26 protein-coding genes are annotated in these 24,833 nt (G+C 65.2%); 13 read left to right on the top strand and 13 right to left on the bottom strand.

Features of this window, described 5'->3' with window-relative positions; translation table 11 throughout:
* Positions 1-11: 11 nt before the first annotated feature.
* Positions 12-1,319 carry an HlyD family secretion protein gene (locus tag BMW89_RS01050; protein ID WP_092021825.1) on the bottom strand — a complete coding sequence of 436 codons (1,308 nt, stop codon included), beginning with the start codon at positions 1,317-1,319 and terminating at the stop codon, positions 12-14.
* Positions 1,320-1,516: 197 nt separating this feature from the next.
* On the opposite strand from BMW89_RS01050, the gene BMW89_RS01045 reads away from it, so the two are divergent.
* Positions 1,517-2,152, top strand: coding sequence for a TetR/AcrR family transcriptional regulator (locus tag BMW89_RS01045; RefSeq protein ID WP_092021824.1), 636 nt, complete (start codon positions 1,517-1,519; stop codon positions 2,150-2,152).
* 46 nt (positions 2,153-2,198) lie between these two features.
* Positions 2,199-2,540 (top strand): DUF6665 family protein, encoded by a 342-nt coding sequence (locus BMW89_RS01040; RefSeq protein ID WP_092021822.1) that lies wholly within the window; start codon positions 2,199-2,201, stop codon positions 2,538-2,540.
* Positions 2,541-2,550: 10 nt separating this feature from the next.
* On the opposite strand, the gene BMW89_RS01035 is transcribed toward BMW89_RS01040, so the two are convergent.
* The 5 genes from BMW89_RS01035 to BMW89_RS01020 form a co-directional block, all read right to left on the bottom strand.
* Positions 2,551-3,138: a histidine phosphatase family protein gene (locus BMW89_RS01035; RefSeq protein ID WP_092021820.1), complete on the bottom strand. Its 588-nt coding sequence runs from the start codon at positions 3,136-3,138 to the stop codon at positions 2,551-2,553.
* A gap of 1 nt (position 3,139) precedes the next feature.
* Positions 3,140-4,321 (bottom strand): extensin family protein, encoded by a 1,182-nt coding sequence (locus tag BMW89_RS01030; RefSeq protein ID WP_092021817.1) that lies wholly within the window; start codon positions 4,319-4,321, stop codon positions 3,140-3,142.
* A 48-nt stretch (positions 4,322-4,369) separates the two neighbouring features.
* Entirely contained in the window at positions 4,370-4,603 is a 234-nt protein-coding gene (locus BMW89_RS37170) for a hypothetical protein (RefSeq protein ID WP_143062681.1), read from the bottom strand.
* Between the two features lie 63 nt (positions 4,604-4,666).
* Positions 4,667-4,999 carry a hypothetical protein gene (locus BMW89_RS01025; protein WP_092021815.1) on the bottom strand — a complete coding sequence of 111 codons (333 nt, stop codon included), beginning with the start codon at positions 4,997-4,999 and terminating at the stop codon, positions 4,667-4,669.
* 251 nt (positions 5,000-5,250) lie between these two features.
* Complete coding sequence (locus tag BMW89_RS01020) at positions 5,251-6,120, bottom strand: DUF2147 domain-containing protein (protein ID WP_092021813.1); 870 nt, start codon at positions 6,118-6,120, stop codon at positions 5,251-5,253.
* Positions 6,121-6,314: 194 nt separating this feature from the next.
* Here BMW89_RS01020 and BMW89_RS01015 point away from each other — a divergent pair, with 194 nt between their 5' ends.
* Positions 6,315-7,079, top strand: coding sequence for a DUF2147 domain-containing protein (locus BMW89_RS01015; protein ID WP_092021810.1), 765 nt, complete (start codon positions 6,315-6,317; stop codon positions 7,077-7,079).
* Between the two features lie 186 nt (positions 7,080-7,265).
* The gene (locus BMW89_RS01010; RefSeq protein WP_177195829.1) at positions 7,266-8,684 is read left to right on the top strand and encodes a FecR family protein; all 1,419 of its coding nucleotides are present in this window, start codon (positions 7,266-7,268) and stop codon (positions 8,682-8,684) included.
* 195 nt (positions 8,685-8,879) lie between these two features.
* Here the strand turns inward: BMW89_RS01010 and BMW89_RS01005 are convergent, their stop codons facing one another.
* Both BMW89_RS01005 and asd read right to left on the bottom strand, forming a co-directional pair.
* Positions 8,880-9,461: an NUDIX hydrolase gene (locus BMW89_RS01005; RefSeq protein ID WP_092023288.1), complete on the bottom strand. Its 582-nt coding sequence runs from the start codon at positions 9,459-9,461 to the stop codon at positions 8,880-8,882.
* Positions 9,462-9,527: 66 nt separating this feature from the next.
* Positions 9,528-10,391, bottom strand: coding sequence for an archaetidylserine decarboxylase (asd, locus tag BMW89_RS01000; protein WP_092021806.1), 864 nt, complete (start codon positions 10,389-10,391; stop codon positions 9,528-9,530).
* A 35-nt stretch (positions 10,392-10,426) separates the two neighbouring features.
* Here asd and BMW89_RS00995 point away from each other — a divergent pair, with 35 nt between their 5' ends.
* Entirely contained in the window at positions 10,427-12,091 is a 1,665-nt protein-coding gene (locus BMW89_RS00995; RefSeq protein ID WP_092021804.1) for an aminotransferase class III-fold pyridoxal phosphate-dependent enzyme, read from the top strand.
* A 308-nt stretch (positions 12,092-12,399) separates the two neighbouring features.
* Here BMW89_RS00995 and BMW89_RS00990 read toward each other — a convergent pair whose 3' ends face one another.
* From BMW89_RS00990 to BMW89_RS00980, 3 genes are all read right to left on the bottom strand, one after another.
* Positions 12,400-13,059 carry a hypothetical protein gene (locus tag BMW89_RS00990; protein WP_092021802.1) on the bottom strand — a complete coding sequence of 220 codons (660 nt, stop codon included), beginning with the start codon at positions 13,057-13,059 and terminating at the stop codon, positions 12,400-12,402.
* Positions 13,060-13,295: 236 nt separating this feature from the next.
* On the bottom strand, positions 13,296-13,985 hold the full coding sequence (locus tag BMW89_RS00985) for a class I SAM-dependent methyltransferase (RefSeq protein ID WP_092021800.1): 690 nt from the start codon (positions 13,983-13,985) through the stop codon (positions 13,296-13,298).
* A 35-nt stretch (positions 13,986-14,020) separates the two neighbouring features.
* Positions 14,021-15,073 (bottom strand): glycosyltransferase family 4 protein, encoded by a 1,053-nt coding sequence (locus tag BMW89_RS00980; protein WP_177195758.1) that lies wholly within the window; start codon positions 15,071-15,073, stop codon positions 14,021-14,023.
* A 275-nt stretch (positions 15,074-15,348) separates the two neighbouring features.
* On the opposite strand from BMW89_RS00980, the gene BMW89_RS00975 reads away from it, so the two are divergent.
* From BMW89_RS00975 to BMW89_RS00965, 3 genes are all read left to right on the top strand, one after another.
* Positions 15,349-16,056, top strand: a complete 708-nt coding sequence (locus tag BMW89_RS00975) for a L,D-transpeptidase (RefSeq protein WP_092021796.1) — start codon at positions 15,349-15,351, stop codon at positions 16,054-16,056.
* A gap of 228 nt (positions 16,057-16,284) precedes the next feature.
* Positions 16,285-16,623 carry a GIY-YIG nuclease family protein gene (locus tag BMW89_RS00970; RefSeq protein ID WP_092021794.1) on the top strand — a complete coding sequence of 113 codons (339 nt, stop codon included), beginning with the start codon at positions 16,285-16,287 and terminating at the stop codon, positions 16,621-16,623.
* Positions 16,624-16,979: 356 nt separating this feature from the next.
* Entirely contained in the window at positions 16,980-17,519 is a 540-nt protein-coding gene (locus BMW89_RS00965; protein ID WP_092021792.1) for a GNAT family N-acetyltransferase, read from the top strand.
* Positions 17,520-17,541: 22 nt separating this feature from the next.
* On the opposite strand, the gene BMW89_RS00960 is transcribed toward BMW89_RS00965, so the two are convergent.
* Together BMW89_RS00960 and BMW89_RS00955 are read right to left on the bottom strand one after the other, a co-directional pair.
* Positions 17,542-17,802, bottom strand: a complete 261-nt coding sequence (locus tag BMW89_RS00960; RefSeq protein WP_092021762.1) for a hypothetical protein — start codon at positions 17,800-17,802, stop codon at positions 17,542-17,544.
* Positions 17,799-18,575: a DUF899 domain-containing protein gene (locus BMW89_RS00955; RefSeq protein WP_092021760.1), complete on the bottom strand. Its 777-nt coding sequence runs from the start codon at positions 18,573-18,575 to the stop codon at positions 17,799-17,801. The genes BMW89_RS00960 and BMW89_RS00955 overlap by 4 nt, the downstream gene beginning before the upstream one ends.
* A gap of 99 nt (positions 18,576-18,674) precedes the next feature.
* Between BMW89_RS00955 and BMW89_RS00950 the strand changes: the two genes are divergently transcribed.
* From BMW89_RS00950 to BMW89_RS00930, 5 genes are all read left to right on the top strand, one after another.
* The gene (locus BMW89_RS00950) at positions 18,675-19,895 is read left to right on the top strand and encodes a winged helix-turn-helix domain-containing protein (RefSeq protein ID WP_092021758.1); all 1,221 of its coding nucleotides are present in this window, start codon (positions 18,675-18,677) and stop codon (positions 19,893-19,895) included.
* Between the two features lie 27 nt (positions 19,896-19,922).
* The gene (locus BMW89_RS00945; protein ID WP_092021756.1) at positions 19,923-20,561 is read left to right on the top strand and encodes a Vgb family protein; all 639 of its coding nucleotides are present in this window, start codon (positions 19,923-19,925) and stop codon (positions 20,559-20,561) included.
* Between the two features lie 131 nt (positions 20,562-20,692).
* Entirely contained in the window at positions 20,693-22,261 is a 1,569-nt protein-coding gene (locus BMW89_RS00940; RefSeq protein WP_092021754.1) for a DUF4403 family protein, read from the top strand.
* Between the two features lie 123 nt (positions 22,262-22,384).
* A complete protein-coding gene (locus BMW89_RS00935; protein WP_092021752.1) occupies positions 22,385-23,494 on the top strand; it encodes an ABC transporter ATP-binding protein in 1,110 nt (369 codons plus the stop codon).
* 48 nt (positions 23,495-23,542) lie between these two features.
* Positions 23,543-24,601, top strand: coding sequence for an ABC transporter substrate-binding protein (locus BMW89_RS00930; protein ID WP_092021750.1), 1,059 nt, complete (start codon positions 23,543-23,545; stop codon positions 24,599-24,601).
* The last annotated feature ends 232 nt before the right edge of the window (positions 24,602-24,833 follow it).

The following is a 24,833-nucleotide window of genomic DNA, read 5'->3' as shown; positions in this document are numbered from 1 at the left end:
AGGACGCGCGCTTACTGCGGATGGATCATGGTGGGATCGTCGAGATCGATCTCGCTGTCGGCGTCGGCGGCACCCTTGTTGGTGTCGACGCTCGCATAGACCGACATGCCGGCACGGAGCAGGTTCTGCTTCGCCACCGATTTCGGAACGCGGATGCGGACCGGCACGCGCTGCACGATCTTGGTGAAGTTGCCGGTGGCGTTGTCGGGCGGCAGCAGCGTGAACACCGAGCCGGAGCCCGCCGCGATGCTGTCGACGACGCCAGAGAACTTGCGCATGCCATAGGCATCGACCTTGATCGTCACGGGCTGGCCGGGACGGATGCGCTTGAGCTGCGTTTCCTTGAAATTGGCGTCGATATAGACGTCGTCGAGCGGCACGACATTGCCGAGGCGCTGCCCGACCGCGATGAAGTCGCCGGCGTTGACGAGGCGGTTCGAGAACGTGCCGTCGACCGGCGCGCGCACCGCCGTGAAGGCGAGGTCGCGCTCGGCCTTGGCGAGCGTGGTCTTGAGCTCGGCGAGCTGGGCTTGCGCCTCGGCCTTCTGCGCCCTGGTGACGTCGACATTGCTGACCGCGACGTCGTAGGCGGCCTGTCCAGCCTTGACTGCGGCGGCGCCCTGGTCACGCCCGGCTTCCGAGCTTTCGAAAGTGGCGCGCGAGGCAAAGCCCTTGCTGCTCAGCGCCTGCTGGCGCTCATAGTCGAGATCGGCGCGCTTGAGGCCGGCTTCAGCCGAGACGAGCTGCGCCTTGGCCTGCACCACCTGGCTCTCCAGCGCGGCGATCTGGCGGCCGATGCGATCGATGGTGGCCTGCTGGGTCGCGATCCTGGTCGCGGCGGCATCGACCGCGATCTTGTAGTCGCCGTCGTCGATGCGGAAGATGATGTCGCCGGCACGAACCGTCGTGTTGTCGCCGGCAAGGATCGAGGAGATGTGGCCGGCAACGCGCGCACCCAGCATGGTGTTGTTGGCGCGGACATAGGCGTCGTCGGTGGCGACATAGAAGCGGCCGACCAGCATGTAATAGCCGGTATAGCCGGCTGCCGCGAGCGCCAGCACGAGGCCGATCCCCATCATGACGAATTTGCGCTTGCCGGATTTGGGCGCGCTGGCGGCGGGCGCGGGTGCGGCCGGCTTGTCGGTCACGGGCTTCTCCGGAGCCTCGCCGGTGCGGCGCTTGGTTTCCTCGGCCACATGAGAGCGCAACTGCTCGGCGAGGGCACCCGGCGTCTCGGCCGCAGCGTCGCCGTTCGCCGAATTCGTCTCCACCGCTTCCTGGCGAAGGACGCGCGCAGCCTGGTCTCTCGATACGGCCATAAAGGCCTCCCCAAAAAAAGCGCGATCAAGGACGGCCGCCCTGCGGCCCGCTCCTCTCGCTGATCCCAAATATCATTGACCGAACGGTTCGGTCAATATACATAATATTCCCAAGCGTGGACCCTACTGGCCCGAATCCTTTATTTGCGTTTCATAGTTCGGCACCCTGTCCAGAAACCTTCCGAGACCCTGAACCAATGGTTGTAGCTGCCAGCCAACAACTGCACGTCCTCCAAGAGGAGGACAGCTCGAAGCGCCGCCAGATCCTGGACGGCGCCCGTAAGGTCTTCATGGATCTGGGTTTTGACGGCTCCAGCATGGGCGAGATCGCGCGCGCGGCGCAGGTCTCGAAGGGCACGCTCTACGTTTACTTCGCCGACAAATGCGCGCTGTTCGAAGCCATCCTCGAGCAGGAAGCGCTCCAGCACGGTCAGGTCGTGTTCAATTTCGACCCCGCCCGCGATGCCGAGACCACGCTGAAGGATTTCGGCCAGGCCTACATCCATCTGCTCTGCCGGCCCGGCGGCGGATCGGCGATCCGCACCGTGATGGCGATCGCCGAGCGCATGCCCGATGTCGGCCGCCGCTATTACCTGCGCGTGCTGGACAAGACCATCAACCGGCTCTCCGATTATCTCAAAGCCCATGTCGCATCCGGCGATCTCACAATCGACGATTGCGACCTTGCGGCGTCGCAGTTCATGGAACTGTGTAAGGCCTCACTCTTCCTGCCCTTCGTTTTCCAGGCCGCGCCTCCGCCATCGGAAGGGCGCATGAGCGAAGTGGTCGACAGCGCGACGCGGATGTTTCTGGCGGCGTACCGGGCGACGTAACGGCGACGCGTTGCGGATGCTGGCCTGACGGCATTATGTTAGGGTCATGTCTCGTGATCTTCGCCCGCCCGTCGATATCCTCTATTATGAGATCGTCCAAGAACAGGCCTCGGCGCTTGGCCGGATGGGCCACACGCTCGAACGGGCGCTCGCGCGTCTGCGCGAATTCGACGCCGCGCACGCGGCCTCGGAGTTGCCGGCCGCGATGCCACCGGCCCGGCGCAAGCTGGTGATGGAAGCCGGCGAGGCGCTCTGGATGTTCGTGGTGCAACGTGAGGCGTCCGGCTTGCGCGACAGCCGGCATATCATGAGGACCTACAACGTCCCGGGCGAAGTGCAATTGTGCATGGGGCCGATCCCCGCACCGTCGAAGCCCACCTCGAAATGACCTCGTAGAGCTACCGCCCGATCTCTTCCATGCTGCGCCAGCCGTGCAGGACATCGCGCCCGTCCCGCGTGAACGCGAAGCAATTGCCGCCGCCGGCCGGCTGATCGTGGACGCGATCGATCGGATGACCGGCCGTGTGGCAGAACAACAGCGTGCCGACCGCACCGTGGCCGACGAAGAGAACATCGCCGGGACGATTGCGCGCCAGCACCGCCTCGGTCTCGCGCACGATGCGCGCCTGCGCGTCGATGGCCCGCTCCCAGCCGCGGACGCTGAGATGAGGTTGAGCAAAAAACTGGTCGGCGACCGCTTCGAATTCGACCGGCTTCAGGAAGCCGGTCGCCGAGCGGTCGTTCTCGTGCATCGCCTCGCGGATCTCGATCATGATGCCGAGCCTGATAGCAATGATCTCGGCGGTCTCGATCGCTTTGCGCTCGCCGCTCGAGATGATCTGTGTGGTGTTCGCGAGCGAGCCCGCATGCGCATGACCCTCGGTGCGCGTTCGACCGACCGGACTGAGACCCCATTGCGGCACGGGGACATCAGGGTCGATTTGCACCTGCGGATGGGTGAGATAGCGGACGATGTCGGTGGGCATCTCAATCGTCCGCGAACTCGTCTTCCTCGTTGATCTTCTCGCGCTTGTTACTCTTGCGCGCACCGAGCGACCCCGTCACGGACGGATCGCGCGTGCTCGCGTAAGGAGAGCGCCCGCCCGCACGCGCGGCGACTTCCTCGCCGGAGACCGCGGCGGGCTGGCAGATCAGGCGGCGGCTGGCGCGGCGCATCAAATCCACATGGATGTGATCGTAGTGATAGACGTTGGAGCCCGGCGCCAGCACCGTGGTGAAATGCGCGCACGCACCCGACTGCACGTCGCGCAAAAATCCCTGCTCTTCCGGCATGCCGCGCCAGCCGTCCTTCACGCTGATGCGGCGGCCGTCGGCGAGCACGAAGGCGGCGATGTCGAGCGCGTTGCCGAAGGCATGCTCGGAGATGTGGGCGTGGGAATTGCCGTTCATGCCGCGGCAGGAATAGGCGGAGATCTGCTTGATCTCGGCGACGCGGGCGCCGAACCAGCGCATGGCCGAGGGCTGCACGGTGTCGGACAGCCAGCGGTCGAGCTCGGAGACGATCGGACAGGCGAGCGTCGCGGTCGGCTTCACAACAACCGGGCCGACGGCGGTGACAGGGTTGCCCTGTGGGGGACCGAGACGCGGCGGCACCTGCTGTGCCGGCGGCTGCGCGTAAGGCGCCGCCGACCGCGCCGGATAGCTCGGCGCATTCATATAGCGCGCCGCACCCGCAGCATCGGTGCCCTCGGGCGGCAGGTCGATCTCGTCCTCCTGCGGCGCCACGCCGGGTGCATTCAGTTGCATCGGCCCGGACGACGCGCCGTAGCCGGAGGGCTGGCGCACCGCGCTCTCGGGATAGCTCGAGCGCTGCGGGTAATTCGGTCGCGGCTGCGTCGCCGGCCAGCGCGGCTGGTTGCCGACGCTCCCCGGCGGGCGCAATTCCTCATCGGCAAAGCCGTAGCTGCTGGAGGCTTCACCGATGGCGGCGACCTTCAGCGGATACTCGGCGCCGCACATGCCCGGGCCGGAGATCGGGTCGATGCGGACGATGTCCGCGCTCTCCTTGACCGCGCCCGATTTCAGGCATGCGGCTTCGGCCTCGGCCCGCCACGGTTCACGTTCGGCCTGGAAGAAGCCGCGTCCGCAACCCGCTAGCGAAACAAGGACGATGGAGCCGACGAGATACAAACGAACTCCGCGCGTCATGCACGCACGTTCGGTGAATTTACTTAAAGACTCTTCAACACGTTGATTTCAGTCTTCTTTAACCATACCGGGCGCGGCGGCGCGGTTGCCGCCGAAGATGAGCGACAGCAGGGCTGACTTTTTCGAAAGCGAACTTTCTGTTAACCATGACGCTGCGCGCGAAGCGGCGCGCATGGAGGGAGCGAGTTCATGACGTTCGCCGGGAGACTGAGCGTAGTCACCGCGTACCTCGCCATGGCCTTTGTCGGCGCCATCGTGCTCGGCATGATCTAGAGACTTCACCGACGGCACCGCGGGCTTGCCTCGCCGCACCGGATCGCCCGGCGGCCGGGCGTTTTGCTGCGATCAGAAATTCGAGCACGACGATCCCGTAACGCCGCCGATCTTGAAATCGTGACAGACGAGACCGGGATTATCAGGGTCGGGATAGCCATCATCCTTCTCGCGCCGCGTATGGCCAAAGCGCCAGCCCCGCGCGCGCATGCAGCGCTTGTATTGCGCCGATGTCGCCGTGCCGTTCTGCGGCGCGCCGAACTGCATTTCGCAGGATGCGCTATCGGCATGCAGCGCATCGTCGCCGCGCTGCTGCTTGAGGACGTTGTTCCAGATGTCGGTGTCGGCGTGTGCCTGTAGCGCGCTGCCGATCAGCAGCGCGGCGATGAGGCTGAGGCGTTTCATGCTGGCTCTCCTGCTTGCGTCGTCAACCATCGGTCGCATGCAAGGGAGAAGCGGGTTCGGTGCGGGACGATTACAAATTGGACAGGGGCGCGCTGATCTTCCTTCTCCCCTTGTGGGAGAAGGTGGCGCGAAGCGCCGGATGAGGGGTTGCTTCAGCGAGCTCAACGCGAAAGATGACTCGCGGAGAGAGACCCCTCACCCGCCGAGCTTCGCTCGGCACCCTCTCCCACAAGGGGAGAGGGTAAGAAAATCTACGACCGCGCGCCCCACTGCCGCGAGGTCGTGATCACCTTTTCCGGCTGCCCATCGACCCGCGTCCAGTCGTTGCCGGAGCACCAGAAGCGGCCGAACGCGCAGGCTTCGACGTAGAGCTTGCCGGAACTCTTCAGCGTCATCGTCCCATAATAGGTGTTGCCGCTCGAGCGGCTGTAGATGCTGCCGGTCCAGGCATCATGCGATTTCGGCTTCATGTTGACGAGCACGCTCTCGCCCCGGCTCGACGTCTCGGTCAGTAAATAGCCACACAGCGCGGGGCCGCAACGTTCGATGTGGACGATGCCCTTGGCACCGTCGCTCTCCCATTGTCCAAGCGGCAGATAGTCAGGCTCATCGTCGCTGGGCTTCGCGGTCGTTTTGGCCGGCTCGATCCTGGGGTCCGGATTGGCGACCGGCGACTCGATCCGCGACGGGGCGGGTATGATCGTCTTCGGCGGATCCAGGCGAGACAGCTCGACCCGCGGCGGATTCGGGCTCGGCGCCTCGCGTTTTGGCGCAGGCGGCACGGCAGGCTGTAGCGTCGTGGCGGCGAGGACGGGGGCCGGCGGGGCCGGTGGCGGGGCGACGACCGTCGCTTGCGCAGGCCTGACTGGGGCGACCGGATAAACCGGCTGCGGCGGCTGGACCACGGGTGCAGGCACAGGCGACGGGGCCGTGCTGACACCTTCCGTCGTCCGCAGGCTGCCGCCGGACACCGAAACACAGGAGGTGGATCGGCAGTTGCGCGGCGCTTCGACGTGGAACCGGTGGCCGCCGATCGAGAAGGAATAGGAACCGGCCTGGGCTGCGGGCGCCATCGCCGTCAGTGCGATCACGATGCCAAGCGAAGTCACAAGCCGCGTCATCGGCGCCTCCCTGTGTGTCGCAACGAGACTACGAAAGGTGCACCCCAGTTGAATGTGCGCTGGCTCACCCAGGGACCGCGGACCGTTGTGACGCCCATCACAGAATGCCGGAGAGGCCCGGCGTAGGGTCGAACCACGCTTCATCCACCAGCGACTTCGTCCATATCGGGACCACACATTTTTCGGAGGTTGTCATGAACAAGCTCACCATCGCCGCCACCGCGCTCTTCCTCGCTTCGACTGCCGCAGCCCATGCCGGCAATTCGCTCTCGTTCCAGATCGAAGGCCAGCACATCCGCATCGAGACGCCGCGCAACTGCGCCTCGCTGAATTGCGTGACCATCGTGGCGCCGGGCTTGTCGGACAAGCCGATCAAGCTGAACAACATCAACCTCAAGGGCCTTGGCTCCAAGGACGACGACGTCGACACCACGCCGGCTCCGGCCACCACCGCGCAGCCTGCGCCGGCTCCGGTGCAGCAGCAGCCCGTGCAGCAGGCTCCGGTGCAAGCGACCGCGCCGGCCGCCCCCGCCGCGCCGGCGACGACAATGGCCGCCGCACCGTCCGTCGATACGACGACGCAGCCCGCACCTGTTGCGGCTCCTGCTCCGGTCGCGGCAGCGCCTGCTTATGTGCCCGCTCCGGCTCCAATTGCCGCCGCGCCCGTGCAAGCCGCCAACACGCCGATCGGCGTCTGGGCGACCGAAGAGAACAAGGGCAATGTCCGCGTCGAGCAGTGCGGCACCAATCTCTGCGGCTTCGCCGAGAAGTCCAACGAGCGGATCCTGATCAACATGAAGCCCGACGGCGCGAAGTGGAGCGGCCGCATCCACGATCCCGACTCCGGCCGCAACTACGACTCCACGATCGCCATGAAGGGCCCGAACGCAATGCGCGTGCAGGGTTGCGCCTTCGGCGGCATGTTCTGCGGCGGCCAGACCTGGAAGCGCGTGAGCTGACACTGGAGGCATCCCGGCTGACAAGCCTTCTTGTTCTTATGATGGCGCCACGTCCCGACACCGGGACGTGGCGTTTGAACATTCGCCCCTCCCATGCGACAGATGTTCATCCGCCGTTCAGCCAGTTCAGTCTGATATCAGCAGACCCTGCCTTGCGTTTTCACCGGGACCTCATTCGTGGCTTTGATGGTGGCTTGGCGCCGCTTCGTGTTTGCTGTTCCGCTGCTGGCGTTGCCGCTGGCCGGCGCGGGTAATGCGTGCGCCTCCGAGACAATCGAGCTTGCGCAGGCACAGCCACAAGCGCAGCCAACGCCCGCGCCCTCCCCGACGCCATCAGCTTCGCCTGCTCCCGCGACAGACGCACAACCTGCCGCCGTCGAGCCGATCGGTAACGTCGCAACCGTCACGGGGATCGCCACCGTGATCCGCGAAAAGAACTCCTATCCGCTGAAAGTGCGCGACGACATCTATCTCAACGACGTGGTGCAGACCTCGTCGAACTCCTCGCTCGGCATCACCTTCAATGATGCGACCACGTTCAACCTCTCCGCCGGCGCCAGGATCACCATCGACAATTACGTCTATGAGGACGGCGGCAAGCAGAATTCGGCGATCTTCGACATCGGCAAGGGCACCGTCGCCTTCGTTGCGGCGGCGGTGGCGAAGACCGGCGACATGAAGATCGCGACGCCGACCGCGACACTCGGCATCCGCGGCACCACGGGCGTCGTCGACGTGCCCGAGGGCGCGGCTGCGAGCAGCGCCAACAACGTCAACATAAAACTCTATCCCGACGCCGACGGCCGGGTCGGTCATATCGACGTCAACGACCGCACCAGCGGCACGCGGCTCGGCGCGCTGACGCAAGGGTCGAGCGGCTTTGCGATCCGCCCCGGCGCGGGCGGCACAGGCGGCATGCGCTTTGCGGCCGTGCCGATCACGATTCCCGCGCAGCAGATCGCACGCGACCGCGGCTTCGTCAGCCAGGTGCATCTGGCGCAGACCACGGGCCGGCAGATCGTCACCGAGCAGCGCGACTTCCGCCGCGCCAATCCGGCCGCGATCAGCCGGATTCCGCGGCCGGCCCAGCCGCCACAGCAGCGGCAATTGCGGCCGAACACGCCGCCCGGTCAGCAGCCGCAACGGCCGAACGGCCAGCCCGGTCAGAACAACCGTCCGGGTCAGCAGCAGCCGGGTACACCGGGTCGCCAAGGCACCCAGCCGCCGCAACGCCAAGGACAAGGCGGCGCCGGGCAGCCGGGCACGCCGCGCGCGGGCCAGGGTCAGCAGCAACAAGGTGCGGGACAGCCGACAGGCCAGCCGCGCACCGGACAAGGCGCGCAGCCCGGCGGTACGCCGCAGACGCAGCCACAGCGCAGTGGACAAACCCCGCAGCAGCCCGGAGCAGTCACGCCTCAGCCGGGCACGACGCCACAGCTGCAGACCCCGCGCACCGGATTGCAGCCCGGCGCACAGCCGGCGGCCCAACCGCAACAAGGTGGCCTCCAACGCCAGCCCGGCTTGCAACAGCGCCTGCCCGGCGCACAGCGTCCCGCCGCACCGCGCAAGCCCGCGCCGGCTCCGAAGGAGAAGAAGAGGCGGTGACTTTCTTCCTTCTCCCCTTGTGGGAGAAGGTGGCGCGAAGCGCCGGATGAGGGGTTCTAACCGCGAACACTCATCGAGAGATGCGCGCGCGGAGAGAAACCCCTCACCCGCCTCGCCGCTTCGCGGCGAGCCACCCTCTCCCACAAGGGGCGAGGGTGCACCGTCAACGCGGTGCTATAATTCTCTCGTTACAGCTCACGCCTCGCCGCGCAGCCACGCCTTCACCTTCTGCAACAAGCCGTGCCGTGACTCGTCGACGGAGGCGGCTTCGGCGGGTGTCAGCGTCTGCAAGGCTGCATCGATATCGTCGCTCGCCAATGGCAACGCCGGCTCGGAAACCGGCGTCGGCGCGGACGCAGGCGCAAGCCCCGCCGCCGCAAGCGCGATCGGACCGATTTGCGTGAGGAACGTGCGCTCATATTCGCGCGACAGCCGCGCGAGCGCCTCGTCCAGCGTCACCCAGTCGACCGCCTTGATGTCGTTCATCAGCTTGCGGACGGGACCGCCACTGACCTCCATGCGCCAGAAATGCACGACTTTTGAGCGCCCGCCCGACTGGTAGACGAGCGTGCCCAGGAATTCGTGGATGGCGACCTCGTGGCCGGTCTCTTCCAGCACCTCGCGGTGCGCGGCTTCCTTCGGCGTCTCGCCGTCGTCAAGCTTGCCCTTGGGCAAAACCCATTCGTTGCGCTTGCGCTGGCGCACGATTGCGATCAGCGGCGGCGAACCACGCCGCAGCACAATCCCACCCGCCGCCATGACCGGCGCCCGCGCCATCATCAAATCCGTATCGTCAAATCGTCCCCGCCGACGATATAGGCGGCGGGGACGGCAGATTGAAGGCTAGTTTCTCTTCAACAGCGCTTGACCTGCGAGGATGCGCGTGCCCTCGGCGATGCCGTCGCAGAAGGTAAAATCGCCGGGTGCCAGGATGATGATGGTCGAGCCGTGCTCGAACCAGCCGAGCTCCTCGCCCTTGCTGACGTTGACGTCGCAGGGAAAATTGACCGGGCCGTGCGTTTGCGCATTCAGCACCATGTCGAGGAAGTGCAACCGGATGCTCGCGACCAGGATCGCCGCCACCGGCACCAGCGTCACCGCCTCGCCGGTCGACAAATGCGTCCGGATCACCGCGCGCTCGTTCTTGCAGAACAGACGCTCGACCCGCTTCAGCGCGATCGGGTTGACGTTCCAGACGTCGCCATGGATCAGCGTCACCCGCTCGATATGCGCGTCATAGGGCGCATGAAAGCGGTGATACATGCTCGAGGTCAGCCGCAGCGTCACGAACGAGCCGTTGCGGTGCTGATCGACCAGCGCGGAATCGCCGAGCAGGTCGAGCAGCGAATAGGGCGCGCCCTTGACCTGGAACAGCTCGGTGTCGGCGATCCGGCCATGGGCGCCGACGATGCCGTCCGAGGGGCTGGCGACCACCGCCGGGTCCGGATCGAACGGCCGCAGGCCGGGCTTCAGCTCCCGGGTGAAGCAATCGTGCAGACTCCTAAAATGGTCCTTTTTCGCCTCCGACAGATCGAGGTCGGAAAACAGCTTCCACAGGGCGATGGAGCCGTCCCGAATGAGCGGGTTCTCGATCTTGGAGAACCAGCCCATGAAGCGGGTCAGGGCCGCGCGGGGGATGCGGTTGGTCAACAGGAAGTTGAGGTCTTCCTGCTGGGTGAAAGAGGCGATGAGGGCTTTGACTGTCATGAATCTGTCAGCTCGCAGTATTAGCGCTTGTTGTCATGGAAACGACACTCCCGATTCTTTCTTTGTCCGTGGCCGCCGCAGCGTCCGCTGCCGCCGCCTTCCCGAAGCTCAAGGCGCGGCTCGCACTGTCCCGCGCCAAGCACCGCTCGCTCGCCGGACACTCCAAGATGTCGCGCCGGGTGGCAAAGCTGCTCCCGTTCTACGAATTCGAGGGCGATCAGTATTTTGGTTGCGACGGCGCGCCCGCGAACATCGTGGCACAGCGCAAGGACGCCTTCTTCCGCCTCGCCAACCTCTACGCCGAGCGCTACCCCAAGGGCCGCGCGATGACGAAGGAAGCGGCTGAGACGATCTCCGACCTGAACTTCACCGAGAGCTACCGCGTGCCGTTCCCGTTCTCGCGTCTCGTCCGCGAGCATCTGGGCACCTCGAGCTTCATGGAATCGTCCAGCGGCGTCACCGTCACGGATGTCGACGGCAACACCTCCTACGACCTCACGGGGTCCTACGGCGTCAACATCTTCGGCAACGATTTCTACAAGGAGTGCATCGAGGGCTCCGAGAAGCGGGCGCATGCGCTCGGCCCGGTGCTCGGCCCCTACCATCCCGTCATCCTCGAGAACGTGCAGCGGCTCTGCCAAATCTCGGGCCTCGACGAAGTCTCGTTCCACATGTCCGGCACCGAAGCCGTGATGCAGGCCGTGCGGCTGGCGCGCTACCACACCAAGCGCACGCATCTGGTTCGTTTCGCCGGCGCCTATCACGGCTGGTGGGGTGACGTGCAGCCCGGCGTCGGCAATCCGATCGCCGCGCACGAGACCTACACCCTCGCCGAGATGTCGGAGAAGACGCTGCATGTCCTGCGCACGCGCAAGGACATCGCCTGCGTGCTGGTCAATCCGCTGCAGGGCCTGCACCCGAATGGCAATGCGCCCGGCGATTCCTCGCTGGTCGATTCCTCCCGCGGCGGCAATTTCGATCGCGCGGCCTACACAGAGTGGCTGAAGCAGCTGCGCGAGGTCTGCACCGAGCGCGGCATCGTCTTGATTTTCGACGAGGTCTTCGTCGGCTTCCGTCTCGCTGCCGGCGGCGCCCAGGAATACTTTGGCGTCAAGGCCGACATGGTGACCTACGGCAAGAGCCTTGCCGGCGGCCTGCCGGTTGGCGTGGTCTGCGGCAAGCGCGAGCTGATGCGCCGCTTCAACGACGACCGTCCTGCCGACATCTGCTTCGCCCGCGGCACCTTCAACTCGCATCCCTACGTCATGACGGCGATGGACGAGTTCCTGAGCCGCCTCGCCAGCCCGAACTTCCGCGCCATCTATGACGGACTGGACGCCACCTGGAACGACCGTGCGCAAAAGCTCAACCAGATGATGACCGATGCCGACCTGCCGGTGCGGTTCGCAAACTTCTCGTCGATCTGGACGGTGAAATACACCACCCCATCCCGCTACAACTGGATGCTGCAATACTATCTGCGCGCGGAGGGACTGTCGCTGAGCTGGGTCGGCACCGGCCGGCTGATCTTCAGTCTGAACTATACCGACGCCGACTTCACCGAGGTCGCTGACCGCTTCGTCCGCGCGGCCGGGAAGATGAAGGCCGACGGCTTCTGGTGGCACGACGGTGTGCTCACCAACAAGACCATCAAGCGCCAGATTTTGAAAGAGATGCTGGCCAAGCGTCTTGGGCGCTGAGGCTAACGCTCCAACTACATTCACTGTCATTCCGGGGCGAGGTCTCTCCTCCCCCTCTCCCCGCCTGCGGGGAGAGGGTTGGGGTGAGGGGGACTCTCCGCGGGGGAGGTGAGAGTTGGCGGATAACTCGCTAGCAGTCCCCCCGCGGAGACTCCCCTTCACCCGTCGCGCTGCGCGCGCCGACCTCTCCCCGCAAGCGGGGCGAGGCGAAAAAGCCGCAGCGGCCACGCCCAAGACGTGGATGCCCGGCACGAGGCCGGGCATGACGTAATCATCAGACATCGGAGTGTTGGATATGCGTGGCGCGCTCAGGCGTGCTGCTCTTCGAGCGAGGGCTCGGAGATCAGGCCCAGCGTGTGCTCGGGGTTGAGGTGCAGGCCGGGATCCATCAGCTCGCCGCGCATCAGAGCCAGCGGCGCGGTGCGATAGAGCATCAGATCGTGGAAAGGGTCGGTCAGGATCTTGGTCATCCAGACGAGGCCGGTCTCGACGTCGCGGATGAAGAACAGGTGCACGGTGCGGAACAGAAGGCCACCGCCGCCGATCACGAGCCAGATCTTGGCCACCTGCCGCATGAAATCGGTCGCGCTCGCCCAGGGCGTGAACAGGCCGAACAGCGTCGGATCGACGACCAGCACCAGCGGCGACAGCGCCCAGATCACCATCAGCACCACCTTGCGCTGAAGGTTGTAGCCGACCTTGATGTCTTCCTTGTACTCGTGGGTCGCCTGGTTGATGTGGTCGAAATCGTGCGGCTCGAAGAAGAAATGACCGGCCTGGCGCGAGGTCATCGAGACCAGCCAGCCGACCAGCGCCGAGAGCATGGGGTCGATGAACAGCCAGACATAGGCGAAGAGGAAGCTCGCCGCGCTGACGAAGTGCAGGGCCTGATTGATACGGCTGTGGTGATAGTAGCGATGGTCGTCCCAGCGCTGGATCCGCAGCTGCTCGAGATAATTCTTGATCATGCTCTCCCCCAAAATGCTTTCGGGTTCAGGATTTACAGGGATTCGATGTAGGTCATGTGACATCATCATTTTGTCATATGACGATGTGCAGCGACGCGATGACGCACGGTTACTCTCTCTCCTCATCCTGAGGAGCGCGGAACGCGCGTCTCGAAGGATGAAGGCCGAGGTGCCGCGGCACGGGCCTTCATGGTTCGAGACGGCGCTACGCGCCTCCTCACCATGAGGAGCAGCAGTTACGCCGCCTTGGCGACGTCGACCTTGCGGAAGCGCACCAGCGAGAAATGGCCAAGCGGCGGAATCAAACGGCGCTCGGCGAGCTCGATCCCCTTGGCGCCGGCCAGCCACTTCGCGTAGCGCGACCAGGCGAACTCGGCGGTGCGGAAGCCGAGCGGACGCACCACCGGCTGCAGCTTCTGCTCGATGAAGCGGCGCATGCCGGCATCGGCGCTGACGCGGGTGAGGATGATGAGCTCGCCACCAGGGCGCAGCACGCGGGCGAATTCGTCCAGCGCGACTTCCGGATTCGGCACGGCGGTGACGACATATTGCGCCATCACGACATCGAAGGAATTGTCGGGGAATTCGAGCTTCTCGGCATCCATCACCGCGAGGCCCTCGACGTTCTTCAGATTGCCCTCGGTGACGCGCTGGCGCGCCTTGTCGAGCATCGCTTCCGAGATGTCGGTGCCGAAGATGCGCAGGTGCGGGGCGTACAGCGGCAGCGAAATGCCGGTGCCGACGCCGACCTCGAGCACCCGGCCGCCGATCTTGTTGGTGGCTGCGATTGCCGCTGCACGGCCCTTGGCGAACACGCCGCCGAACACGAGGTCATAGACGGGCGCCCAGCGATCATAGGCCTGCTCGACCGTGCCACGGGTGAGGTCGAGCTGCTGGGTGCCGTCAAGGTTCATGATCTTAGCCATCGATGAGGTTCTCGCTGTGGTTCAAGACGTAAGGGTCAACCGCGCACCGGCCGCCGCGCCATGACGGGCGAAGCGCGCAGGGAACGGCTGGGCTGAAGTGAGGTGAGATTTCCGACGAACTGGCGCGCGCTGTTTTCCCAGGAGCTCTCCAGCGCAAAATTGCGGCAGGTCTCGCGCGACATGGTCAGCGCGCGCAGGCACGCAGTGCGCAAATCATGGTCGATCGCGCCGATCGGATGATCGGCGATGACGTCCTTCGGGCCCGTGACCGGGAACGCAGCAACCGGCGTACCGCAGGCGAGCGCTTCGAGCTGCACCACGCCAAAAGTGTCGGTGAGGCTCGGGAAGACGAAGACGTCCGCGGCGGCGAGATGCGCGGTGAGATCCGCGCCCTTCCTCTCGCCGAGGAAGACGGCATCTGGATACTTCTTCTCGAGCTGCGCCTTTTGCGGGCCGTCGCCAACGACCACCTTGGTGCCGGGCAGATCGAGCGAGAGGAATGCTTCGAGATTCTTCTCCACCGCGACGCGGCCCATGGTCATGAAGATCGGGCCCGGCAGGTCGAGCTTGGCAGGATGATCGGGATGAAACAGCTCGGTGTTGACGCCGCGCCCCCAGAAGCCGAGCCGCTTGAAGCCGCGCTCGGACAGCTCCTGCCGCAGCGAGGGCGTCGCCACCATGGTCATGGCGGCGGCATCGTGGAAGTGGCGCAGCACGGCATAGCCGACGGCATCAGGGATGCCGGTCCGCACCGACACGTATTCCGGAAAGCGCGTCGTATAGGAGGTGGTGAAGGCAAGCCGGTTGCGGCGGCAATAGGCCCGCGCGGCCCAGCCGATCGGACCTTCGGTGGCGATGTGCAGCGCTTCCGGCGCCGCCTTCTCGATTCGCCGCGCGATCTCTTTGCGGCTCGGCAGCGCGATGCGCAGGCCCGGATAGGTCGGCAGCGGCCACGACGGAAAGCCCTCCGGCGTCAGAAAGTCGATCTCGACGTCGAGCGTCTTGGCCGCATTCGCCAGCGAGGTCAGCGTCCGGACCACACCGTTAACCTGCGGATGCCAGGCGTCAGTCGCGATTAATACCCGCATGGGGAAATCCCGAGATTTTGATGATTCTCGGCTTAGGACCATCAACCACGGATATTTCAGGCGTGTGACGTCATGGAAGTGTCGGCCCGCTGTTTTGTTCGTTAACAAACCCGCGCGGCCACGAAACTGTCATGAAACAATCCTTTCCGCGACGAAACCGTTTTCGGTTTTCCGCGCAAACGTCCCGAAACTTTTTGTCGTTAGTGAATTAGGCAACGGAGCACCGAAACGGTGCCGGGTGGACCTAAGAAACACCGCGCAAACAGGGGCGACCAATGTTCAATCTGGGCACGTTCAAAACGTATTCGCGCGCCGTTGCTTTTGGCGCAGTCGCGATCTCCGCAATCGCACTCGCAGGCCCGGCCAAGGCCGCGCCGGTGCAGCTCTTCCCCTTCTTCCAGCCGCTGCCGCCGATGGCCGCGCCGCAGCCGTACCAGCCTTACCAGGCTGCTCCCTCCCAGGTTGCACCGTCCGAGGATCAGGACGCGGTCGAGATGCCGGCCCGCTTCCGCCGCCAGACCGTCTCCTACGCGACGCGTGAGGCGCCGGGCACCATCATCATCGATACCCCCAACACCTATCTCTATTACGTGCTCGGCAACGGTCAGGCCGTCCGCTACGGCATCGGCGTCGGCCGCGACGGCTTCACCTGGTCCGGCACCCAGTCGGTGACCAAGAAGGCCGAGTGGCCGGATTGGACCCCGCCACCGGAAATGATCGCCCGCCAGCCCTATTTGCCGCGCCACATGGCCGGCGGCCCCGGCAACCCGCTCGGCGCCCGCGCCATGTATCTCGGCGGCACCGTCTACCGCATCCACGGCACCAACGCGCCCGATACGATCGGCAAGCACGTCTCCTCCGGCTGCATCCGCCTGACCAATGACGACGTCTCCGACCTCTACTCCCGCGTCAACGTCGGCACCAAGGTGATCGTGATGCCGATGAGCGAGCGCAGGGCGGATCTCGGCGCCGCGACGCGGTAAAGCGACAGGACATTGTGACACAAACGGCCCCGGACCCACCGGGGCCGTTTTCGTTCGAGCCCGTGGCGCATCCTTCGAGACGCCCGCCTGCGGCGGGTCCTCAGGATGAGGGCAACCCGGTCGGCCTCCGATAATGAACCATCTCTCTTGCACCAGTCCGCGACCGCCAGTTAGCCTCATCCTGAGGAGCGCGCCCTTGCGCGCGTCTCGAAGGATGGGGCGGGCACGATGACCGATGGCGCGTACCTCTACATTCTCAGGTGTGCCGATGGCAGTTATTACATCGGCACGACGCGAACCGAGCTCGAGATCAGAGTCGCACAGCACAACGCTGGCACTTTTGCCGGCTATACAAAGTCGCGCAGGCCCGTGACTCTGGTCTTCTCACAATGGTTCGACAGGATCACCGACGCGATCGAATGCGAACGCAAGCTCAAGAAGTGGAGCCGCGCCAAGAAGGAAGCCTTCATGCGCGGCGATTTTTCCGAGCTCCATGAATTGGCCAAGCGCGGATCTCGTCATCCTTCGAGACGCCCGCCGTTGGCGGGCCCTCAGGATGAGGGCTGAATGCGCGGCTCGCGGTTTTTCAACGAAGACGGCACCTCGCGGCGCCTGCCACGACTGGCAAGACGACCGTTGAGCCTCATCCTGAGGAGCCGCGTCAGCGGCGTCTCGAAGGAGGGGGCGGGCGCGATGGCCGAATTGCGGACAGCGCACGAGGTAGGGCCGAGATGCCGCGCCAGCGGAGCGCACCACTCCCCATCCTTCGAGACGCCCGCCTATGGCGGGCTCCTCAGGATGAGGATACTGAGTTCGCGGCCAGAGCACGAAGTGCGCCGTCGTGAACCGCACGAGCCTCCGCTATCGCGCTGGCATCGCCGACCTTCGCGACCTTCCGACGATCCCGATGGACACCAACCGATATGACGCCCGTTGCTCACGCCGCCACCTCAGCAATCCGGATGCTCACGCCCGCCGATGCCGCTCTCTATCGCGCTGTTCGCCTGGAAGCGCTCGCGGCGCATCCCGAAGCCTTTGTCAGCACGTTTGAACGCGAACAGGAAAAACCCCTCGCCTGGTTCGAGGAACGCCTGACGACATCTGACGTGTTCGGCGCCTTCGACGCGGGCGAGCTGGTGGGGACTGCCGGTTTCCGCCCGGAGGATGGCGCAAAGACTGCGCACAAGGCGGTGCTCTGGGGCATGTATGTGCGGCCACAGGCGCGAAAATCGGGTACGGGACGCCTCCTCGTCGACGCGGTCGCAGCGCACGCCGCACAACGCGTCGAGCAGCTTCATCTCGTCGTGGTCAGCGACAACCAGGCCGCTTTGCGGCTCTACACGGCAGCCGGTTTCGTCGAATACGGACGCGGGGTGAAGGCGCTGAAGCATGGCGGCCGGTATTACGACGAGGTTCTGATGGTCATGTTCTTCGACAAAAGCGACGCGACGCGGCCCCGGTGATGCCGGGGCCGGTTTAGCGATGTCACCAGCGCAGCCGCTCTGAAATCAGCTTCAGCCACGCCGCTGAATGAAACCCGCTCATCAGCAGATACATCGGCACCATCCCGCCGAGCACCGAGCCATGTCCGGCAGCACACAGCATGTCCGCCGGGCCGCCGAGCACGACTGTCAGCAGGGCCATGATCGCGAAGGTTGGCGTGGCCGCCAACGCCAGCCACCTCGCGAGATGGCGCGCGGCCACGACGCCGTCACGGCTGGCGCCGGCGGGATAGGCCTCGGTCACGCGCCCGCCTCGCGGATCGCCGTTTCCCCGGCGTCGGACACCTCGACCCATTTTTTGTCGGGCGCAGCACCTTCCGTGTAGCTGTCGTGCCAATTCCACCATTTATAGGTCGGCGTCTGCGGATAGCCTTTTGGCGAATCCTCCCAGACCTCCTGTCGGCCGAGCGGCGTGATGTCGAGATAGTTCCAGGTGCCACCCATCTGCTCGTCGCCGCGGCTCTTGATGAAGTAGGTGCGGAAGATACGGCCGCCATCGCGGTAGAACACGTTGGTGCCGTGCCATTCGTCGACGCCGAAATCGGCGTCGAAACTGTCGGTGATCGTCACCCATGGCACGGTCCAGCCCATCCGCTGCTTCAGCCTGATGATGTCGGCCTGCGGCGCGCGCGAGACGAACACCAGCGTGGTGTCGCGGGCATTCAGATGCGAGACATGGGCGACCTGGTCGGCCACCATCGAGCAGCCCCGGCAGGCATGATCGGGCCAGCCGAACACGCCGGGCTCGAAGAAGGCGCGGTAGACGATCAGCTGCCGCCGGCCCTGGAACAGGTCGGACAAACTGACCTTGCCGCCGGGCCCCTCGAACGCATAGGTTTTGGTGACGTCCATCCACGGCATGCGGCGGCGCTCGGCGGCGAGCGCGTCGCGGGCACGGGTATGCGCCTTTTCCTTCACGAGCAGTTGCTGACGGGCTGCCTCCCAGTCCTGCGGCGACACCAATGGCGGTGTTTGCATGGCGGCGTTAGTTCCTGCTTTTTCTGCTGATGTCATCATGGCTCTCCAAACCTCTTGCTCACCGTACCTTGTCGGCCGTCGACAATCTCTCGCACCAAGCGGTCGCGCGGTGGGAGTAACAAGTGTGGCGGGATTGACATGGAGTCGCTGATCACGGCCGCCGCACGCGCGTTGGAGGCCGGCGATCCGCTCGGCGCGCTGAACCGTGTGGCGCTGCGCAACGATGCGCCGTCGCTGGCGCTGCGCGGCATCGCGATGGCGCAGCTCGGCGATCTCGCGAAAGCCAAGACGCTGCTGCGGAGCGCCGCACGCGCCTTCGGCCCGAGAGAGGCGGTGGCGCGCGCAAGATGCGTCGTGGCCGAGGCCGAGATCGCGCTGGTTTCGCGCGACCTGAACTGGCCGGTGAAGACGCTCGCGGCCGCGCGCGCCACACTCGATAGACACGGCGATCTCGCCAATGCGGCGCATGCAGGCCATATCGAGGCGCGCCGCCTGCTCCTCGTCGGACGCCCCGACGACGCCGAGCGCACGCTGGCCGAACTCGGCACCTCCCCACTCCCGCCGGCATCTCAAGTCGTCCGCGAGCTCGTGGTCGCGGGCATCGCCATCCGGCGGCTGAAAACGAAAGATGCGCGCGCGGCGCTCGACCTCGCGGCAAAAGCAGCGCGGCTGGCGAAAATCCCGGCACTCTCGGCCGAGGTCGACAGTGCAAAGCTCATCCTCGACACGCCGGCGGCGCGCCTGATCGCGCGCGGCAGCGAACACCCGTTGCTGCTCGGGGAGGTCGAAAGACTGGCGACCTCGACAGCGCTCGTCGTGGACACCTTCCATCATGTCGTGCGCAGGCAGGGCGTTGTCGCCTCACTCGGAACGCGGCCGGTGCTGTTTGCGCTGGCGCGTCTGCTGGCGCAGGCATGGCCCGCGGATGTCTCGCGAGAGGCGCTGATCTCAGGTGCATTTCAGGCAAGGCACGTCGATGAATCCCACCGCGCGCGGCTGCGCGTCGAGATCGGGCGGCTGCGCACAAAACTCAAACCGCTGGCCGAGATCAGCGCGACCAGGCTGGGTTTTGTGCTGGCGCCGCGCAGAACGCGCGACGTTCTCGTGCTGGCGCGGCCGGTCGAGGAGAAGCACGCCGCGGTCCTCGCCTTCCTCTCCGACGGCGAGCCATGGTCGAGCTCGGCGCTCGCTCTGGCGCTGGGAACGAGTGCGCGCACCGTGCAGCGCGCCCTCGAAGAGCTGGCGCGATCAAACAAGGTGCAGTCCTTCGGACACGGCCGCGCGCGCCGCTGGATGACCCCGCCCGTCCCGGGTTTCCCGACAGGCTTGTTACTCCCCGGACCGCTCCTGAACACGTAAGGTGGAGTGCCTCACAGGAACAGACACATGAAGCGTTCAGCCGCCGAGATCGTCAGGGAGTACGGACCGTTTCCGGGCGTCGAGAACGTGCACGGCGTCACCTATGACGGCGCCCATCTCTGGTTCGCATCCGGCGATAGACTGAATGCGGTCGACCCCGATAACGGCAGGATCGCGCGCTCCATAGACGTCGCCGCGCATGCGGGGACGGCGTTCGACGGCCGGCACCTGTTCCAGATCGCCGAGGACCGCATCCAGAAGATCGACGCCGCGACCGGCAAAGTGATCGCCACCATTCCCGCGCCCGGCGGTGGTGGCGATTCCGGGCTTGCATGGGCCGAAGGCTCGCTGTGGGTCGGACAATACCGCGAGCGCAAGATCCACCAGATCGATCCGGAGACCGGGGCGATGCTCCGCACCATCGAGAGCAAACGGTTCGTCACCGGGGTCACATGGGTCGACGGCGAGCTCTGGCACGGCACCTGGGAGGGCGAGGATAGCGACATCAGGCGGATCGATCCTGAGACCGGCAAGGTGCTGGAGCAGCTCGACCTGCCCTCGGGGACCATGGTCTCAGGCCTGGAGTCCGACGGCGGCGATCGGTTCTTCTGCGGTGGAGGAGATCGCGGCAATGTGAGAGCGGTCCGCCGCCCCCGGCGCGGCTAGCCCAGGCTGATTACGCGGCAACCGCGCGTTCGCAATCGTTAACCTGTTCGCCCCAATTCCACCCCATCGGTGCGCTCTAGCGCCCTCCTCGCCTGCCCTGTAGACTTTTGCCCGGGCGGCCTGGGGGATTGATGCGACTAACGCTAGATTTGAAGACTGTCCTGATTGCCGTCGTGGTGCTCGCGGCGTCGTTTTTCGTCAGCCTGAAGGCGATGGACTGGCTGGCGCCGCGCGCGAGCAATTCGGCACCCCCGGTCGTGCAATTGCCGCCGCTGCCGCAGGTCGCGAAGAGCTCGATCGTGGTCGCGCCGGTTGCGATTGCGATATCGGCGATCCGCGAGCAGGCCGAGAAGGCCGCGCCGCGCAATTTCGCCGGCAAGGCCGAGAACCCGATCTCGCAGATCCTGCAGGACGCCGACATCGGCTGGTCCGCCGTGCGCGGACCGATGGCGGCTGCCGGCGACAAGGATGTGCTGACGATCTCGACGCCGCTCAATGGCAAGCTGAACGTGACGGGATCGCTGTCATCGAAGGCCACCGGCGCGCTCGGTGAAGCGCTCGGCAGCGTGCTCGGCGGCGACGCGGCGAAACGGATCGGCGCCGTCAACATCAAGAATTTGAACGCCAGCGCCGAGATCAAGGGCAACGTGGTCGTCACCTCGCGCCCAAAACTCGCGGCCAACTGGCATCTCGAGCCCAATCTCGCCGCCCAGGTCAATCTCGGCGATACCAACCTCAACATGGCAGGCGCCAAGGTCAATGTGCCGGCGCAGGTCAAGCCGCTGATCGACAAGAATGTCGGCGAGCAGATCAACATCGTCTCCGAGCGCATCCGCAACGATCCGAGCTTGCGGAACAACGCACAAGCGCAATGGGCCAAGGCCTGCCGCTCGATCCCGCTGCAAGGCGCGGGGTCCTCCGCCGGGTTGCCGCCGCTCTGGCTCGAAATGAAACCGACCCGCGCCATCGCGGCGCAGCCGCGGGTGGACGCGCAGAACGTGACGCTGCTGCTCGGCCTCGAGCTCGAGACGCGCGTGTCCTCGACGCCGACCAAGCCGGACTGCCCGTTCCCCGAAAAAATCTCGATCGTGCCGCCGACCGGCACCGGCGTGAATATCGGCGTGCCCATCGACGTCCCCTTCACCGAGATCAACAAGCTGATCGCAGCGCAAATGGTCGGCCACACCTATCCCGAGGACGGCTCGGGTCCCGTCGACGTCACCGTGAAGAGCGTCAACGTGGTCCCGTCGGGCGAGCGGCTGCTGATCTCGCTGCTGGTGCGCGCCAAGGAAAAGAAGAGCTGGCTCGGTCTCGGCGCCGAGGCGACCGTGCACATCTGGGGCCGGCCGATGCTCGACCAGGCGCAGCAGACGCTGCGGCTCGCCGATATCCAGCTCGCGGTCGAGTCCGAAGCAGCCTTCGGCCTGCTTGGCGCGGCGGCGCGCGCGGTGGTTCCGCAGATGCAGCAGGCGCTGGTGCAGAAGGCAACGCTCGATTTGAAGCCGATCGCCGCCAATGCGCGCGAGAAGATCGCAGCCGTCATCGCCGACTTCCAGAAAAGCGAGGACGGTGTCAAGGTCGAGGCCAACATCAGCAGCCTGACGCTCGCCGACGTCGCCTTCGATTCCAAGACGTTGCGCATCGTCGCCGAGGCCGGCGGCTCGCTGAATGTATATGTGACCAAGCTGTCGGGGATGTAGCGCGCCCTCACGCACCGCCCGCGTCGCTTGCGCCGCTGGCATTCTCGTCGCAGGATGCTAAGCTGTTCTTCGCGACCTCGGACGAGGTGCTGACGGCGCTGGTGCAGATAACGCGGGGACAACATGGAAGCCGGCAAGGTCACACCCGCGCCGGTGCTGGTGCGATTTTCCGGCATTCAGAAGACCTATGATGGCGAGCACCTCGTGGTGAAGAACCTCGATCTCGACATCAGGAAGGGCGAGTTCATCACCCTGCTCGGCCCGTCGGGCTCGGGCAAAACGACGACGTTGATGATGCTGGCCGGCTTCGAGGTTCCGACCCAGGGCGATATCTACCTGAGCGAACGGCCGATCAAGAACGTGCCGCCGCATAAGCGCGACATCGGCATGGTGTTCCAGAACTATGCCCTGTTTCCGCACCTGACGATCGCGGAGAATATCGCTTTCCCGCTCTCCGTTCGCAACACGAACAAGGCGGAGGTGCAGGAGCGCGTCAGCGCGGCGTTGCGCATGATCAAGATGGAAACCCTGGCGCAGCGGCGGCCCGGGCAACTGTCCGGCGGACAGCAGCAGCGCGTGGCACTCGCCCGCGCACTGGTCTTCAACCCGCAGCTCGTGCTGATGGACGAGCCCCTTGGTGCCCTCGACAAGCGCCTGCGCGAGCAGATGCAGCTGGAGATCAAGCAGCTGCACGAGACGATGGGCATCACAATCGTCTACGTCACCCACGATCAGAGTGAAGCGCTGACCATGTCGGACCGCATCGCCGTGTTCAACGACGGCATCGTGCAGCAGATCGACAGGCCCGACGCGCTGTACGAGCATCCGGTGAACAGTTTCGTCGCCCACTTCATCGGCGAGAACAATGTGCTCGCCGGCACCGTCGAGACGGTCGACAAGGACTATTGCCGCGTCGCGCTGGCCCGTGGCGGCACCGTGACCGCACGAATGGCCAACGTATCAGGCGCGGGCGCATCGACCTCCTTGTCGGTGCGGCCGGAGCGGATCGCCATCATCCCGGAGGGCACCTCCAGCGACGGACCGAACCGGCTACAAGCCACGGTGCAGAACACCATCTATCTCGGCGACCACGCTCTGGCCGTGCTGGATGTCGCCGGCAACGCGGAGTTCATGGTCAAGCTTCAGCCGGGGATGCATGGCAGCCTGAGGCATGGCGAGAACGTCTTCATCAGTTTCCGCCCCGAGGACTGCCTCGCCCTCGATCCCGTCTGATCCAGCGATCAACCTCAACGCAACGGACATGAAGAAGGAACAAGGACCATGCTGAAGCGCAAAATTCGCAAGATTGCTCTGGGGTTCGCCGCGGCGTTCAGCGCCAGCGCGGCGCTGGCCACGGTCGCGCAGGCGCGTGACCTTACTGTCGTGTCGTGGGGCGGCGCCTATCAGGATGCCCAGAAGAAGGTCTATTTCGAACCGTTCAAGAAGGCCGCCGGCATTCCCATGAATGACGAGTCCTGGGACGGCGGCGTCGGCGTGCTGCGCGCCAAGGTGCAGGGTGGCGCCGCCACCTGGGACGTCGTCCAGGTCGAGAGTGACGAACTCGCGGTGGGCTGCGAGGAAGGCCTGTTCGAGAAGATGGATTATTCGAAGATCGGCGGCGAGGCCGCCTATATCCCGCCGTCGGTCAACGCTTGCGGCGTTGGCGCCATCCTTTACGATTTCGTTCTCGGCTACGACAAGGACAAGCTGAAGGAAGCCCCGAGCGGCTGGGCCGACTTCTTCGACACCAAAAAGATTCCGGGCAAGCGCGCCCTGCGCCAGGGCCCGAAGACCACGCTGGAGATAGCCCTGATGGCCGACGGCGTCGCGCCGAAGGACGTCTACAAGGTGCTGGCGACCGACGAGGGTATCGAGCGCGCGTTCAGGAAGCTCGACACCATCAAGGGTGACATCGTCTGGTGGAAGGCCGGCGCCCAGCCGCCGCAATTGCTCGCCTCCGGCGAGGTCGCCATGACCTCGGTCTACAATGGCCGTATCGACACCGCGAACAAGAACGAGAAGAAGAATTTCGGCATAGTGTGGGACGGAGCGCTTTACACGCTCGACAGCTGGGTCATCCTGAAGGGGAGCCCGAACAAGGACGCCGCCTACAAGTTCCTGGACTTCGCAGGCAAGGCGGAGAACCAGTCAAAGCTGTCGGAGAACATTGCTTACGGCACCTCGAACAAGGACGCCGCCGCCCTGATCCAGCCGGCCGTCCTGAAGAACCTGCCGACAGCGCCTGACAACATCAAGAACGCAGTCGAGATCAACGTTGCCTTCTGGCTCGAGAACATCGACCGCCTGACCGAGCGCTTCAACAAATGGGCCGCGAAATAGCGCGTGGCAGCGCCGACGTGCGGCGCAGGTTGAGGGATGGCATGGCGAATAGCTCGTCCGCGGCGCATCCTTCGAGACGCCCGCCTACGGCGGGCCCTCAGGATGAGGTCTGAGTTTTTGGCAGCGACTCTACAAGCACCGATGTCGATGAGCCTCATCCTGAGGAGACCGCAAAGCGGTCGTCTCGAAGGACGAGGCGCTTGCTCAGACGTCCGGTCAAAGAGGCTCGCCC

It is taken from the genome of Bradyrhizobium sp. OK095 (genome assembly GCF_900109945.1).
In the GTDB taxonomy this organism is placed as follows: domain Bacteria; phylum Pseudomonadota; class Alphaproteobacteria; order Rhizobiales; family Xanthobacteraceae; genus Bradyrhizobium.
Note: the sequence above shows the minus strand (reverse complement) of the source record. Positions and strands in the feature narration are given on the sequence as shown.

What these genes read in the sequence shown, in the direction of transcription:
- BMW89_RS01015 (WP_092021810.1), top strand. Translation starts at nt 6,315, where the DNA reads ATGAACAAGCTCACCATCGCCGCCACCGCGCTCTTCCTCGCTTCGACT.
- BMW89_RS01045 (WP_092021824.1), top strand. Translation starts at nt 1,517, where the DNA reads ATGGTTGTAGCTGCCAGCCAACAACTGCACGTCCTCCAAGAGGAGGAC.
- BMW89_RS01025 (WP_092021815.1), bottom strand. Translation starts at nt 4,999, where the DNA reads ATGAAACGCCTCAGCCTCATCGCCGCGCTGCTGATCGGCAGCGCGCTA.
- BMW89_RS00930 (WP_092021750.1), top strand. Translation starts at nt 23,543, where the DNA reads ATGCTGAAGCGCAAAATTCGCAAGATTGCTCTGGGGTTCGCCGCGGCG.
- BMW89_RS01010 (WP_177195829.1), top strand. Translation starts at nt 7,266, where the DNA reads ATGGTGGCTTGGCGCCGCTTCGTGTTTGCTGTTCCGCTGCTGGCGTTG.
- BMW89_RS00990 (WP_092021802.1), bottom strand. Translation starts at nt 13,059, where the DNA reads ATGATCAAGAATTATCTCGAGCAGCTGCGGATCCAGCGCTGGGACGAC.
- BMW89_RS00980 (WP_177195758.1), bottom strand. Translation starts at nt 15,073, where the DNA reads ATGCGGGTATTAATCGCGACTGACGCCTGGCATCCGCAGGTTAACGGT.
- BMW89_RS00940 (WP_092021754.1), top strand. Translation starts at nt 20,693, where the DNA reads ATGCGACTAACGCTAGATTTGAAGACTGTCCTGATTGCCGTCGTGGTG.
- BMW89_RS00950 (WP_092021758.1), top strand. Translation starts at nt 18,675, where the DNA reads ATGGAGTCGCTGATCACGGCCGCCGCACGCGCGTTGGAGGCCGGCGAT.
- asd (WP_092021806.1), bottom strand. Translation starts at nt 10,391, where the DNA reads ATGACAGTCAAAGCCCTCATCGCCTCTTTCACCCAGCAGGAAGACCTC.
- BMW89_RS00975 (WP_092021796.1), top strand. Translation starts at nt 15,349, where the DNA reads ATGTTCAATCTGGGCACGTTCAAAACGTATTCGCGCGCCGTTGCTTTT.
- BMW89_RS01030 (WP_092021817.1), bottom strand. Translation starts at nt 4,321, where the DNA reads ATGACGCGCGGAGTTCGTTTGTATCTCGTCGGCTCCATCGTCCTTGTT.
- BMW89_RS00985 (WP_092021800.1), bottom strand. Translation starts at nt 13,985, where the DNA reads ATGGCTAAGATCATGAACCTTGACGGCACCCAGCAGCTCGACCTCACC.
- BMW89_RS01040 (WP_092021822.1), top strand. Translation starts at nt 2,199, where the DNA reads ATGTCTCGTGATCTTCGCCCGCCCGTCGATATCCTCTATTATGAGATC.
- BMW89_RS00945 (WP_092021756.1), top strand. Translation starts at nt 19,923, where the DNA reads ATGAAGCGTTCAGCCGCCGAGATCGTCAGGGAGTACGGACCGTTTCCG.
- BMW89_RS00955 (WP_092021760.1), bottom strand. Translation starts at nt 18,575, where the DNA reads ATGATGACATCAGCAGAAAAAGCAGGAACTAACGCCGCCATGCAAACA.
- BMW89_RS01035 (WP_092021820.1), bottom strand. Translation starts at nt 3,138, where the DNA reads ATGCCCACCGACATCGTCCGCTATCTCACCCATCCGCAGGTGCAAATC.
- BMW89_RS00935 (WP_092021752.1), top strand. Translation starts at nt 22,385, where the DNA reads ATGGAAGCCGGCAAGGTCACACCCGCGCCGGTGCTGGTGCGATTTTCC.
- BMW89_RS01005 (WP_092023288.1), bottom strand. Translation starts at nt 9,461, where the DNA reads ATGGCGCGGGCGCCGGTCATGGCGGCGGGTGGGATTGTGCTGCGGCGT.
- BMW89_RS01020 (WP_092021813.1), bottom strand. Translation starts at nt 6,120, where the DNA reads ATGACGCGGCTTGTGACTTCGCTTGGCATCGTGATCGCACTGACGGCG.
- BMW89_RS00995 (WP_092021804.1), top strand. Translation starts at nt 10,427, where the DNA reads ATGGAAACGACACTCCCGATTCTTTCTTTGTCCGTGGCCGCCGCAGCG.
- BMW89_RS00965 (WP_092021792.1), top strand. Translation starts at nt 16,980, where the DNA reads ATGACGCCCGTTGCTCACGCCGCCACCTCAGCAATCCGGATGCTCACG.
- BMW89_RS01050 (WP_092021825.1), bottom strand. Translation starts at nt 1,319, where the DNA reads ATGGCCGTATCGAGAGACCAGGCTGCGCGCGTCCTTCGCCAGGAAGCG.
- BMW89_RS00970 (WP_092021794.1), top strand. Translation starts at nt 16,285, where the DNA reads ATGACCGATGGCGCGTACCTCTACATTCTCAGGTGTGCCGATGGCAGT.